Genomic DNA, 12741 nt, shown 5'->3' on the forward strand with positions numbered 1-12741 from the left:
GGGATGGGTTCCCGGGTGAGACCACCAAGCCCTGCATCAAATCGAATCTGCCGCGACCTATTGGCGCGCGTTTGCGAACCTATTGTCATGACATCCAATCTCAAGCTGGCCCCTGATCGGGGCGACCGGCGTTGCGACCTGCTGGAAAGCCGGCTGCGGCGATATCACCCGCGCTTCCAGGGCGCGGTGCGCGCCTTGGCCGTGCGGCATCCGCGCATTGCGGACCTTGCCGCGAGCTTTCCCGCGCTGCTCTTCGCGCTTGCTGTTCCGCGGCGGGGGCTCGATCCTGCACGCGCGATTGCGTGCGTGATCGACGGCCATGCCCTCGCGGAGGCGGCGGCTGCCGCCGACGCCCCGCTGTGGCTGCGCAAGCTGCCTCCGGAGACGTTTGCGCGTCCGATCCCGCGATTGCCCGACGGCGAACTCTTTCGGCGACAGATCGCGAACCACCTTCCGCGCTCTCCCAAGCTCGCGCCGACATGGCTTCAGCTCGTGGCCGATGCCGCCGAGCTCGCGCACGAACCGATGGCGGCGTGGATCGCGCGTGAATTTGCGCGCGAGCCGCGACGGGTGAAGCCTGCACGGCTGCGGCTGATTTGTCTCTGGGCCTGGTATTCCACCGAGCCCGCGACGTTGGGACATGATCTGATCGAGAGGCAATGGACACCGGACATGCGCATCGATGCCGCACGTTCGGCCGCAGAGGATTGGCGGACGATCGTGGCCCTGCATGCGAACCTCGGCCGGCAGCCGATCGCCGATATGTGGCTGCGACCCGGCCGGGTGGCGGGCTACGAATTTCTGCCGCTGGATTCGATTGCCGCCATCACCGAGGAGGCGAAGGCAATGAGGAATTGCCTCAACACCTATGGCCAGAACCTCGCACATAATCGGTCGCGGGTCTTGACCCGAATGCGGATTATTTCGCTGAGCTGGAAGCTTTGACTGCGGAAGGGTGGCTTCGGTCCACCTGATCGTCGCGTCGACGCTTGTGCATCCTGCATGGATCTGCACAGCACCCATTCCGCGGCAACGGCGGCGTCTCTCAAGGCACAACCAGTTTCTTGCGAATGGCATAGCGGACCAGTTCGGCCGTCGACGACATTCCAAGCTTGCGCATGGCCGACGCACGATGGGTCTCGACCGTCTTCACGCTCAGCTTCAAAATGACGCTCATGGATCTGTTGGTATGCCCTTCCGCAATCAACTGGACCACGCTCTGCTCGCGCGACGTCAGCAGCATGTCCGACCTGCCATGCTTGTTGAGCTGGTAGTCATGGAGCAGCTTCTCCACCAGGGCGCTGGTGAAGTAGGGCCTGCCGTCGAGCAGCGCCTCGATTGCGGAAATCAGGTGCTTCTTGGCATCCGACTTGAACAAGAAGCCGCGAACTCCCGCCAGAACGGCTTCGGACAGCAGTTCCTCGTCTTCATGCATCGTCAGGATCAGCACCTCCGTGCGCAGATCAAGTGCCTTGAGCCGGCGGCTGACCTCCAACCCGTTCATGAGTGGCATCGAATAATCGACGATGACGATGTCCGACATCGTCTCCACGGCCAAACCGACGGCTTGCTCGCCATTGGTCGCTTCGCCGGCGACGATCCAGTTGGACTGCGTTTCGACAATCGCGCGAAGCCCTGAACGTACGACTGCATGATCATCCGCAATCAAGATGCGTTTCATGGCGTCGTTCTCGTTTTCCGGCCGCAATCGATGGAGACGGCCGGCAGCAGCAAGGTCGAACGATCATGCCGATCATGGCTCGAAGCGCCATCCTGCAAAACCCTGAACTGCCTCGGCGAATGTACCGACGTGGCCGACCTCAAGGAGACCCCACGGACTGACGCGCCGTCATGCCTCAACCAGCTGCGCACGAACGGCGTACCGGACCAGACCTGCGGTTGAGTTCACGTCCAGCTTGCGCATCGCAGCCGCTCGATGTGCCTCAGTCGTCTTGACGCTGAGGTTCAGGATCGCGCTGATGCCCTTGTTGCTGTAGCCTTCGGCTACCAGCTTGACGACAAGCTGCTCGCGTGGCGTAAGCCCGCGGCCCCGGTCTGCTTCGCCGCCCGCGCCGTGATCCAGTTCGTTCCGGCAGCTTTCGCTGCAGAATCGCTTATGCACCAAAAGCGCGTCGACGGCCGCCAATAGCGATCTGTTCGCATCCGATTTCGTCAGAAACGCGCGTGCGCCGGCCTCGAACGCCTGCTGCGCGAGCAGACCGGACTTGTGCACCGTGAAGATCAGAACCTCCGTCTGCAGCGGATAGTCCCTGATCCGCCGCGCAACCTCCACACCCGTCATTCGCGGCATGGAGAAGTCGACGATAGCCACGTGCGGCCGGCTTTCGATTGCTGCAGTCAACGCCTTGCTGCCGTCGTTCGCCTCGGCAACCACCTCCCAATCCGCCCGCTGTTCGAGCACCGCTCGCAAGCCCAATCGCACCGCCTCGTGATCATCTGCGATAAGAAAGCGTTTCATGGCAGAGCACTCCAATGTCGCTATACGGCAGCCATGTCCACCCGCCACCGATAACCTTCTTCTTCTTGCCTCAGTGGGTGCCAGCTTGGGCCCTCCCGAAGCCCGTGGCCTTTCGCCGGCCAGGCTTGTTCGTCGTCAGCCCATGCGGAAACACCGCGCGCAGGATGGTGCCGGAGAGCTGTGTTGCCGGATCGGAGTGGATATCCAATGACCCTCCGATCTGTTCGAGCCGTGCCCTCATCGCGGGAATGCCGACGCCGACGGATATGGTTTTCGCACCTTGCTTCGCGTAGTCGGCGCGCATCCCCCGCCCATTGTCGGTGACCGTCAGTCGAAAACGAGCGCCGATGGCGTCGATAACGATGCTCACCTCCGTCGCTTGCGCGTGGCGGAATATGTTCGTGAGGGCTTCCTGGACGATCCGCAGCAAGGCGCGTTGCTTCTCGTAAGGTAGCCTATCGACGTCGGGCACGATCCTGGTCGTGACCCGCAACGAGGTGCGGGCCGCAAAACCATCAGCGTAGTGCTCGATCGCGGCCTTGAGTCTGTCGATCGTCAGATTCTGGGGGTGTAGCAGATAGGAAAAGGCACGGATTTCCCTGAGTGCCTCATCGATAGACGCGTCGATCTCACCGCAAAGCCGTTCGGCGCCGACCGCGTCGCTCATTTCACGCCGGAGCCGCATGAGACCGAGACTCGCGGCAATCAAATGCTGACATGTCGAATCATGGAGATCGGAAGCAATCCGCTGCTGGATATCCTCCTGGATGGACGCCAGATTGGCAATGACTTGAACATCATCGACACCTTCGGTCGCGGTTTCGAATGCACCATGGCGCACGGTACGATGGCTGCCGATCAGCCGGATCGCGCTACCCGCCACGGGATCCACAACCGGAGCGATGGTCGTCTCCATATTTTGCCGCCGGTCGCCAAATGCGAGACGATGGCGAATCCTCACTTCCGTTCCTTCCGTGAGACAGGCGCGAAGGGCTTCATAGATGGATCTGGCGTCATCCCTGCTCATGCAGCTGGAGACGTCCATCTCCCTGATGTCTTCGGACGAGATGCCGAGATGCTGCTCGAATGCCGGATTGATCCCCTCATAGACGAAGCGACGGCCAGGCGAAGGGCGCACGACGAAGAGAAAGTCAGCCGAGCACATCCAGTACAGCCGGTCGCTGGCCTCTTCGAAATCGAGCCGGAACGACCCTGTGCCGCTGGTTCGAATTGGCTCGGAAGCGGGAAAGCTATGAGGCTTCACGGTACGCGCTCACTCTGCTGCGGCAACGCCCGACATTGAAGCTCGATATCGAGAGTCGCCGTCCTGCCCCGCAGGCGGGGCATCACCCTGGATCAGAGTACGCCCGTGGGGTCCGCAGATTATACACCGTTAGGTTGATCGCGCCATAAGTAGAAGTAGCGCGAGATTAGAATCTCGAATTCGTGAGGGGAGACCTGAAGGGATCAAATATGCGGTTCGTGCCAGACCATTCGGCACTGGACTCAAAAGAGATGCAACAAATGCTAAAGTGCCGCCAATGGCCTTCACGAAACGGCGCGAGAGGATAACAGCTTCCCTGATGCGCAAGCAGCGCCCTCCGAGAATCATGCATATCGTTCTCGGGTCAAGATAGGACGACACTTTACCAGGCGCTAGCGGGTTCCGGCTCCGCTCGCGCTGGATTTCCTTTTCTTTCCGGCCTTCGCGCTCGGAGAAGGCTGCTGAGGCGGCGCGATCACCAGCGGATGAGACGGCACTTGGAGGCGGTGAGTGGCGGCGTCGTCCCTGAGTGCATCAGTATCCAGGCGCTGGCTTCGGTCGACAGAATCGCGCGGGTCTGCGACGGCGGCAGACGGCGCCGCTAGACCAACGGCGACTCCCATCAGCACCCACGCGCATTTCATCATCTTGCAGGCCCCTCAAAAAGCGAAGTCAAGTCGAGGACCGATCCTGAGGTCCCGGTAGCGCCGCACAGCAACGTTCGATGTACGCGCTTCGTACAACACACTGGTCGTCAGCGACACGTTGCTGGTAAAATTGTACTTCACACCCAGGTCCGCCGAGTAGATCTGGTCTTGCCGCCCCCGGTTCAGCCCGTCTGTGAACCAGAAGGCTTCGAACAGCGGCGTGCTCACGATTGACCATTTCGGATCGAGCTTGACTTCGATGCCAAGCAACGCATCGAAGCGCCAGCGGCGAGCTTCCGCAAGGTCGGAAAACCGGTAGGTCACAAGCAACAGCGGCGAGAGTGTCACATTATTCATGCGGAAGTCGCGCGCCACTGAGCCCATCACGTCGTGCGAGGTGAAGGCAAGGTCCCGGTAGACTCCATCGAAATCGTATCGGTTCTCGTAGATGGCGGAGAAGCGCCAGCCGTCCCAATTCTCGGTCAGGCGCGCTCCCACGCGTGCGACTGCAGCGTTGCCATCCTTCTCCGTCGCGAATGCCTCGTATTGGGCGCGGGCGTAGAGCCGGTAGGAGAGGTCATTGGTCAGATTCCCGTCCAGCCTGACGCTCACGTCGGGCTCATAGTAGAGATCCGATTTGCGGTTGTCCCGGCTGAACAAAGCATTGTCGGTGAAAGTCGGCGCGACGGAACCGACGACGCTCCACGACGGAGCGGAGTAGTACGGCACGGGACTGCTCGCCTTCAGCTCGGTGAGATCAACATCCGCGGCCCACGCGGGGCTTGCCCCAAACAATCCAACGACCGGCAACAGAACGATAGACCCGCGCATGGCATGCCCCGATGGCTTCTGCGTACACCAGGAATCGCCTTAGATTGGGCAACGATTGTGGCGTGTTAGTGATGATACTTTAAATCAGGGATTGAACCGACAGATTGCCATTTCGTAAAATGCCGGAAGCTCCCGACGCTGCGAAAGAGACGCCGGGGAACTCACGCTGCACGTGACCCCGATCGGCTGCGTTGCCCCCAGGCAAAAGCGGAACGGCGCGCGGACGTGGCACGCTGGTATCGCGGCCGACCCCACTCGATCCGCCTAATAGTCCACCGCGTCCCTGGTGATCGGACAGGTCATGCAATGACCGCCTCCCCGGCCCCGCCCCAGCTCTGCACCGACGATGGTGATCACCTCGATCCCTTCCTTGCGCAGCAAGGTGTTGGTGTAGGTATTGCGGTCATAGGCAAACACCACGCCCGGGGACGCGCAAACCAGGTTAGCGCCGCTGTCCCATTGCGTTCGCTCGCGCATGTAGGCGTTGCCGCCGGTCTCGACCACGCGCAGCTTCTTCAGGCCGAGGGCTTCAGCCACGACGTCGACGAACGGCTTTTCGTCCCTGCGCAGCTCGAGGCCGGCGGAATTGTCGGCCGGCCGGTAGGAAAAGGCCGCGATGTTGTTGACGATGTCGGGATAGAGCAGAACGCAATCTCGGTCCGCGAACGTGAAGACGGTATCCAGATGCATTGCGGCGCGGAGCTTCGGCATTGCAGCCACGATCACGCGCTCGGCCGCCTTTTTCTTGAACAAGGCCGCGGCGACCTGGCTGATCGCTTGCCGCGAGGTGCGCTCGCTCAACCCGATCAGGACGTTGCCTTTGCCGATCGGCATCACGTCGCCGCCTTCCAGCGTCGCCAGACCGTGATCCCGCGTCGGATCGCCCCACCAGACATTGACCTTGCCGGCGAAATCCGGATGGAACTTGTAGATGGCGGTGGCGAGAATCGGCTCTTCATGCCGCGCCGGCCAATAGAGCGAATTCAGCGTGACCCCGCCGTAGATCCAGCATGTCGTGTCCCGCGTATACAAAGTGTTGGGAAGCGGCGGCAGCAGATACTCGGTCATGCCGGCGGCCTCGCGGACGAGCTTGAGCATCTCGCCGCCATGGGCGTCCGGGAAGTCATGGGTCGAAACGCCCCCGATCAGCGTCTCGGCCAGATCGCGCGGCGTGAGGCTCTCCAGATAGCCCCGCAGTTCGTCGACGAGACCGAGACCGACCTGATCGGGAACAACCTGGTTGTCGAGGATCCACTTCCTGCCCTCAGGGATCGCGACCGTCTCGGTCAGCAGGTTGTGCATCTCGACCACTTCGATGCCGCGATCACGCATCTTCTGGACGAAATCGAAATGATCGCGCTTGGCGTTTTCGACCCACAGCACGTCGTCAAACAGCAGGGTGTCGCAATTGGAGGGCGTGAGGCGCTGATGGGCGCGGCCGGGTGAGCAGACCATGACCTTGCGGAGCTGACCGACCTCCGAATGAACGCCAAAGGCTCTGTTGGATTCCGATGCCTGCTTTGCCATGGGACTGCCCTTGAGGGTTGCCTTGCCTAGATCGTGATGTAGCCGGTGGCCAATCCGTGGATTCCGACAGCCGCGCCGACGGCGGCTGCGATGAAGATGCCCCACTCGACGGCCGTGAAGACCCTCGCCTTCTGTTCCAGGCGCGCCCAGAAATAGAGCGCCGTGCCAGGCGCGTAGAGGATCAAGGACAGCAGCAGAAACTTCATTCCGGCCGAATAGATCAGGAACAGCGTGTAGATGACGGCGATGCCGGCAAAGATCGTGTCGCGCGTTCGCTCGCTACCGCTCTTCTCATAGGTCTCGCCCCGCCTGACGAGCAGGAGCCCGTAGGCCGCAACGAGGAAGAACGGAATGAGTGACATCACGCTCGTCAGATTGAGCATCAGCGCGAAGGCATCCTGCGACCAATAGGTGCTGATGACGAAGAGCTGGACGATCACGTTGGTGAGCCAGAGCGCCGCGGCCGGCACCTTGTTCGCGTTCTCCGTGCCGAACAATGCCGGCATATCCCTGGTCCGGCCGGCGGCGGAGAGCACCTCGGCACAGATCAGCGACCAGGCGAGATAGGCCCCCAACACCGAAACCAGAAGTCCAATGCTGACGAAGATCGCGCCCCAATGCCCGACCACGGCCTCCAGGACCGTCGCCATGGACGGTTGCCGCATGCCGGCGATCTCGGCGCGGAGAAGCACGGCGTATGGCAGCATGGTGACGAGCACCATCAGGCTCGTGACGATCGCAAACCCCAGCAGGGTCGCAGCACCGACATGCGCGCGCTCCTTGGCGTAGCGTGAATAGACGCTGGCGCCCTCGATGCCGAGAAAGACAAACACCGTGACCAGCATGGTGGCGCGGATCTGCTCGAACAGGCCCTTGTCCGGCATGCCCTCGCCGCCCCAGAAATTGCCGCGGAACATGTCGGCGTTGAACGAGAATATCAGGATAACGATGAAGACCAGGATCGGCACGATCTTGGCGACAGTGACGATGGTGTTGATCGCGGCCGCCTGCTGCACGCCGCGCAGGATCATGAAGTGGAACAGCCAAATTCCGATCGAGGCGACGATGATTGCGGTGACCGTGTTGCCATCCCCAAAGACCGGAAAGAAGGCGCCCAAGGTCGACTTGATGAGGACCCAATAGGATACGTTGCCGATGCAGCTGCCGATCCAGTATCCGAATGCCGACAAGAAGCCGGGATAGTCGCCAAATCCTTCCTTCGCATAGGCATAGACGCCGGCATCGAGCTCGGGCTTTCGCTCGGCCAACGCCTGGAACACCCGCGCGAGGGTGTACATGCCGCCGCCGGCAATGCACCAGGCGAAGATCGCGCCAAACGGACCGGTGGCGATGCCGAAAGTTCTCGGCAGCGAGAATATCCCCGAGCCGACCATCGAGCCGACCACCATCGCGGTCAATGCGAACAGGGATAGCTTTTGGATTGACGGCGTCCCAGTCATGTGAAGACCTCGCGACGCGCGGGTGCGCGGCATCCTGGCCGAGCGACTTTGCCGGCGGTCGCACGATGCGCCTTGGGCGACACCTGGAATATCGGGTGATTACCTAGTCGCGCGTCGGGATTTCCCTCGCCGGAAACAGCCGCTCAAGACGACGGTGGAGCGGAGGCCATGGCTGGTCCCTTCTCCCCGAACCAGGTCACGTACAATGTCGGCAGCAAGACAAGCGTCAGCACGGTCGCGACCAGCAGGCCGCCCATGATTGCAACCGCCATCGGGCCCCAGAAGACGGTTGGAGCAATCGGGATCATGCCGAGAACGGTCGACACCGCCGTCAGCATGATGGGACGGAAACGGGAGCTGCTGGCATCCACCGCGGCGTCCCATGGGCTCTTGCCCTGCGCGCGCTCCGCATCGATCTGGCTGATCAGAATCACCGCATTCTTGCTGATCATGCCGAGCAGGGCGAGAACGCCGAGAATGGTGACAAAGCCCATCGGCCTGCCGGACAGCAACAGCGCGGCCACAACACCGATCATCCCGAGCGGGGCCACGCTAACGACCATGACCAGTCGCGGGAAGCTCTGCAACTGGACCATCAGAACCGTGAACATGACGAACAGCATCATGGGCACCACAGCGAGCACGGAGGCCTGCGATTTCCGGCTCTCTTCCACGGTCCCGCCGACGGCCACGCCGTAGGATGCAGGAAGCGTCTTCCTCAGCTTTTCGATCGCGGGCGATAGGGCATCCACCACCGTATCTGGCAGCGTTCCACCGCCGATGTCGGCACGCACCGTCAAGGTCGGAATACGGTCGCGCCGCCAGATCAGGGGATGCTCCTGATGATATCCGAACGTCGCAAACTGGCTGAGCGACACCGTCTTTCCTCCAGGCAGCGGCACCTGGAGCGTGCGCAGGTTGGACAGCGAAATGCGCTGTTCGTCGATAGCCCGGGCCACCACGTTGACCAGATAGATGTCGTCGCGGACCTGGGTGACGACTGCGCCAGATATCACGGTGTTCAATACGCTCGATATCGCCTGCGAGCTCAGGCCGAGACGGCGCGCTTCATCCTGATCGACGTAAATCCGCAGCTGGCGCTCCGGCTCCATCCAGTCAAAGTTGATGCTCTTTGTCCTGGGATCGGAGGCAACGATCTGCCCGACCTTGAGCGCAATCTCACGTACCTGCTCCACATCGGGTCCGCCAACGCGATATTGCAGCGGCCATCCGACAGGGGGGCCGAGGCCGAGAGGCGAAACCGACGCGACGGCGGCCGGAAACTGCTCCGCGAGAAGACGCTCCAGCCTCGCCTGCAGGCGCTCGCGCGCTGCGACGTCCTTTGCCACCACAACCGCCTGCGTGAAGGAATCGTTCGGAAGCTCCACGCTCAGTGGAAGATAGAAGCGGATCGCGCCGCGCCCCACATTGGTGCTCCAATGACGGACGTCCGGATCGGCGGCCAATGCTGCATCCAGGCGCCTGGCTGCCGTCTCGCTCGCATGGATCGATGCATTCTGCGGCAAGGTAAGGTCCACGAGCAATTCGGGTCGATCGGACGACGGAAAGAACTGCTGCGGGATCAACGGAAGCGCGAGAACGGACGCGGCAAAGAGCGCCAGCGAGACCGCAATCGTCGGCCACTTGGCGCGCATCGCCAGCGTCAGAAAATTCCGATAGAAACGGAACATCGCGCCAGGCTCGGCAGCCCCCTTCTGCACCGGTGGGACAAGAATGACGACACCCAGCAAGGGCGTGAAGACCACGGCAACGAGCCACGACACCAGGAGCGCGATCGCAACCACCGCAAACAGCGAGAACGTATATTCGCCGGCCGAGCTCGCGGCAAACCCGACCGGGATGAAGCCCGCGATCGTCACCAGCGTTCCGGCGAGCATGGCAAAGGCATGACTGCGGTAGGCAAACGTCGCAGCGTCGACCTTGCTGTCGCCTTGCGCCAGCCGATTGAGCGTTGCGTCGGTGGTCGTCATCGCGTCGTCGACCAGCAGTGCGAGCGCGATGATCAGCGCTCCCAGCGATATTCGCTGCATGTCGACGCGAGCGATCTCCATGATCGGAAACACGATGGCCAGCGTCAACGGAATGGCAAGCGCGATGATGAGGCCGGGACGGATTCCGAGGCTGATGAAGCTCACCACCAGGATGATGGCGATAGCCTGAAGGAGCGAGGTCATGAATTCGCCGATCGCGCCTCCCACCACGACGGCCTGGTCGGCAACGAGGATCGGCTCGATTCCAATCGGGAGATCGGCGGTGATCTCCGCCATCACCTTCTTGACGTTTCGGCCGAGCGCAAGAATGTCGCCGCCGTCGCGCATTGCGATGGCAAGCCCGATTGCCGGCTGGCCGTTGACCCGGAACATCGGCTGCGGCGGATCCACGTAGCCGCGCCGCACCTGCGCGATGTCGCTCAGGCGAATCGTGCGCCCTCCTGCGACGAAATTGACGCTGGCGATGTCCTGCTCCGACTGAAAACCGCCCGACACCCGCACGGAGATGCTTTCCTTGCCGGTCTGGATCACGCCCGCCGGGCGGACGATATTCTGCGATTGCAGCGCGGCGAGCAGAGCCGCCCGATCGACGCCCAAGGTCGCGAGCTCCTGCTTGGAGAATTCGACGAAGATCACTTCGTCCTGCGCACCCAGGAGTTCGATCTTTGACACATCCGGGACCTGAAGCAATCGAGAACGGATGCGCTCGACGTGATCCCGCAACTCCCGTTGCGTGAAGCCGTCGCTGGTGAAGCCGTAGACGATGCCGAACGTGTCACCGAAGTCGTCATTGAAGCCCGGACCGACAACTCCGGCAGGCAAGGTGTGCCGCATGTCGCCGATGCTCTTTCTCACCTCATACCAGGTGTCGGAAACCTGCCTCGCGTTAGCACTTCCTTCCAGGTTGACGAAAATGGTGACGAGACCCGCCCGGGTGAAGCTGCGCAGGAAGTCCAGATGGGGCGTCTCCTGCAATTGGCGCTCGAGCCGCTCGGTCACCTGCTTCATCGTCTCTTCGGCCGTAGCCCCCGGCCAGGCCGCCTGAACGACCATGGTCTTGATGGTGAAGGAGGGATCCTCGTTTCGACCAAGCCGGAAATACGCCAGGCCCCCGGCGATCACGGCAACGATCATGACATAGACGACAAGCGAGCGATGCCTGAGGGCCCAGTCGGAGAGATTGAGCCCCGTCATGGCTCTGCCCCGAGCACCCGAACCTTCTGGCCCGGATGGAGCGCCTGCACGCCCGCGGTGACGATGATCTCTCCGGCGTCCAACCCCTGCGAGACGATGACCTGTGCCTGGTCGAAACGCAGGATATCAACATTGCGCGCCGAAACGAGGTTCGTCGACGGATCGACAATCCACACCGCCGGCTGTTGATTGATCCGCGTCAACGCGGTTGCCGGTATGTCGATCACCGGACCGGAACTGGTTTCGACGCGGCCATTGACGGTCGCGCCGAGCCGCATCGCCGCCGGTGGATCCGTCAAGCCGACCTTGACCTCGAAGGTGCGGGTGACCGGATCGGCTTGCGCCGCGATCTGACGAATGCGGCCTCGCGCCGTAATCTTCGGATCATCCGTCAGGCTGACGGTGACCTGCACGTCGGCTGGGGCTGATCTGACCATCTGAGCGGGAACATCGAAGATCGCGTCGCGGCCGTCCTGCCTGGCGATCCGCGCGATCATTTGTCCGGCCTGAACGACCTCGCCGGCCGACGGCCCCGTCGCGGTGATCTTGCCCGGCGCGTCGGCTCGCAGTTCGGTGAAACTGACGAGATCGTGCGCAGAGCTCAATTGCGCCTCCGCCGCCTCGACCTGCGACTGGGCGGTCTGTCGTGCTTGCGTCGCCGCCTCGAAATTGGCACGCGTGGTCCACCCTTGTGCCAACAGAGTCTCCTGGCGTTCGTAATGGTTGCGTGCCTGCGTCAACTGGCCCTGTGCGGCGGAAAGAGCGGCCTTCGCCTGTCGCAATGTGCTCAGCTCGTTCTGAGGCTCGAGTTGGGCCAGCAACTGCCCGGCCTCGACCCTGTCACCGAGCCTGGTGTCGTTCGCAAGCAGACGTCCGGAGATCCGGAAAGCGACGCTGACTTCGTCCTCCGCCTCGATGCGCCCCGTGAAGGTCAGCGGCACCAGGCTCTCACGCTTCTCGATCGTCGTGGTCCGGACCGGACGCGGAGACGATTCCTTGGTTTCCACTTGACGGTCACACGCAGCCAGGACCGACGCGGATGCAGCCGCCATCAGCGTCAATGCAATGGCTTGCCGAGACGTTGTTCGGCGACCGCGCATAGCCAAGCTCCTGAAACGTTGCCGGGCAGGTCCGCCTTTCCCGAGGTTGCGATTTCGCGATATCGCCCCTCGGTATTCTTGCCCAGGGGATCGACCGCACACATCGGCAAATCTACTCGGTGCGGCCGGATGCAATCGCGGTTACGGCACAACGCAGACGCAGGCAGAAACCCGACGAGGCGTGACAATCCGTCGGAGAGCGCTCTAGGGAATTCCTGACGCCTGAT

General features: G+C 62.1%; 9 protein-coding genes. 1 reads left to right on the forward strand and 8 read right to left on the reverse strand.

The window, feature by feature from the left end; translation table 11 throughout:
* The first annotated feature begins 87 nt into the window (after positions 1–87).
* Entirely contained in the window at positions 88–945 is an 858-nt protein-coding gene (locus tag ACVWW6_RS41895; RefSeq protein WP_456682848.1) for a hypothetical protein, read from the forward strand.
* Positions 946–1045: 100 nt separating this feature from the next.
* Here the strand turns inward: ACVWW6_RS41895 and ACVWW6_RS41900 are convergent, their stop codons facing one another.
* The 8 genes from ACVWW6_RS41900 to ACVWW6_RS41935 all read right to left on the reverse strand — a co-directional run bounded on the left by ACVWW6_RS41900 (position 1046) and on the right by ACVWW6_RS41935 (position 12466).
* Positions 1046–1681 carry a response regulator gene (locus tag ACVWW6_RS41900; RefSeq protein ID WP_011090041.1) on the reverse strand — a complete coding sequence of 212 codons (636 nt, stop codon included), beginning with the start codon at positions 1679–1681 and terminating at the stop codon, positions 1046–1048.
* Between the two features lie 168 nt (positions 1682–1849).
* Complete coding sequence (locus ACVWW6_RS41905; RefSeq protein ID WP_038965441.1) at positions 1850–2479, reverse strand: response regulator; 630 nt, start codon at positions 2477–2479, stop codon at positions 1850–1852.
* Positions 2480–2549: 70 nt separating this feature from the next.
* Positions 2550–3743, reverse strand: coding sequence for a sensor histidine kinase (locus tag ACVWW6_RS41910; protein ID WP_456682849.1), 1194 nt, complete (start codon positions 3741–3743; stop codon positions 2550–2552).
* 659 nt (positions 3744–4402) lie between these two features.
* Positions 4403–5221, reverse strand: coding sequence for an outer membrane beta-barrel protein (locus tag ACVWW6_RS41915; RefSeq protein WP_011090044.1), 819 nt, complete (start codon positions 5219–5221; stop codon positions 4403–4405).
* A gap of 264 nt (positions 5222–5485) precedes the next feature.
* Positions 5486–6748, reverse strand: coding sequence for an arginine deiminase (arcA, locus tag ACVWW6_RS41920; RefSeq protein WP_456682850.1), 1263 nt, complete (start codon positions 6746–6748; stop codon positions 5486–5488).
* Positions 6749–6774: 26 nt separating this feature from the next.
* A complete protein-coding gene (locus tag ACVWW6_RS41925) occupies positions 6775–8208 on the reverse strand; it encodes a basic amino acid/polyamine antiporter (RefSeq protein WP_011090046.1) in 1434 nt (477 codons plus the stop codon).
* Positions 8209–8351: 143 nt separating this feature from the next.
* Complete coding sequence (locus ACVWW6_RS41930; RefSeq protein WP_456682851.1) at positions 8352–11414, reverse strand: efflux RND transporter permease subunit; 3063 nt, start codon at positions 11412–11414, stop codon at positions 8352–8354.
* The gene (locus ACVWW6_RS41935) at positions 11411–12466 is read right to left on the reverse strand and encodes an efflux RND transporter periplasmic adaptor subunit (RefSeq protein WP_404526027.1); all 1056 of its coding nucleotides are present in this window, start codon (positions 12464–12466) and stop codon (positions 11411–11413) included. The genes ACVWW6_RS41930 and ACVWW6_RS41935 overlap by 4 nt, the downstream gene beginning before the upstream one ends.
* Between the last annotated feature and the right edge of the window lie 275 nt (positions 12467–12741).

Source organism: Bradyrhizobium sp. USDA 3311 (assembly GCF_054062495.1).

Bases quoted from the DNA above. Each gene is read 5' to 3' on its own strand.
- ACVWW6_RS41915 (WP_011090044.1), bottom strand. From the start codon at position 5,221: ATGCGCGGGTCTATCGTTCTGTTGCCGGTCGTTGGATTGTTTGGGGCA.
- ACVWW6_RS41930 (WP_456682851.1), bottom strand. From the start codon at position 11,414: ATGACGGGGCTCAATCTCTCCGACTGGGCCCTCAGGCATCGCTCGCTT.
- ACVWW6_RS41925 (WP_011090046.1), bottom strand. From the start codon at position 8,208: ATGACTGGGACGCCGTCAATCCAAAAGCTATCCCTGTTCGCATTGACC.
- ACVWW6_RS41935 (WP_404526027.1), bottom strand. From the start codon at position 12,466: ATGGCGGCTGCATCCGCGTCGGTCCTGGCTGCGTGTGACCGTCAAGTG.
- arcA (WP_456682850.1), bottom strand. From the start codon at position 6,748: ATGGCAAAGCAGGCATCGGAATCCAACAGAGCCTTTGGCGTTCATTCG.
- ACVWW6_RS41895 (WP_456682848.1), top strand. From the start codon at position 88: ATGACATCCAATCTCAAGCTGGCCCCTGATCGGGGCGACCGGCGTTGC.
- ACVWW6_RS41905 (WP_038965441.1), bottom strand. From the start codon at position 2,479: ATGAAACGCTTTCTTATCGCAGATGATCACGAGGCGGTGCGATTGGGC.
- ACVWW6_RS41900 (WP_011090041.1), bottom strand. From the start codon at position 1,681: ATGAAACGCATCTTGATTGCGGATGATCATGCAGTCGTACGTTCAGGG.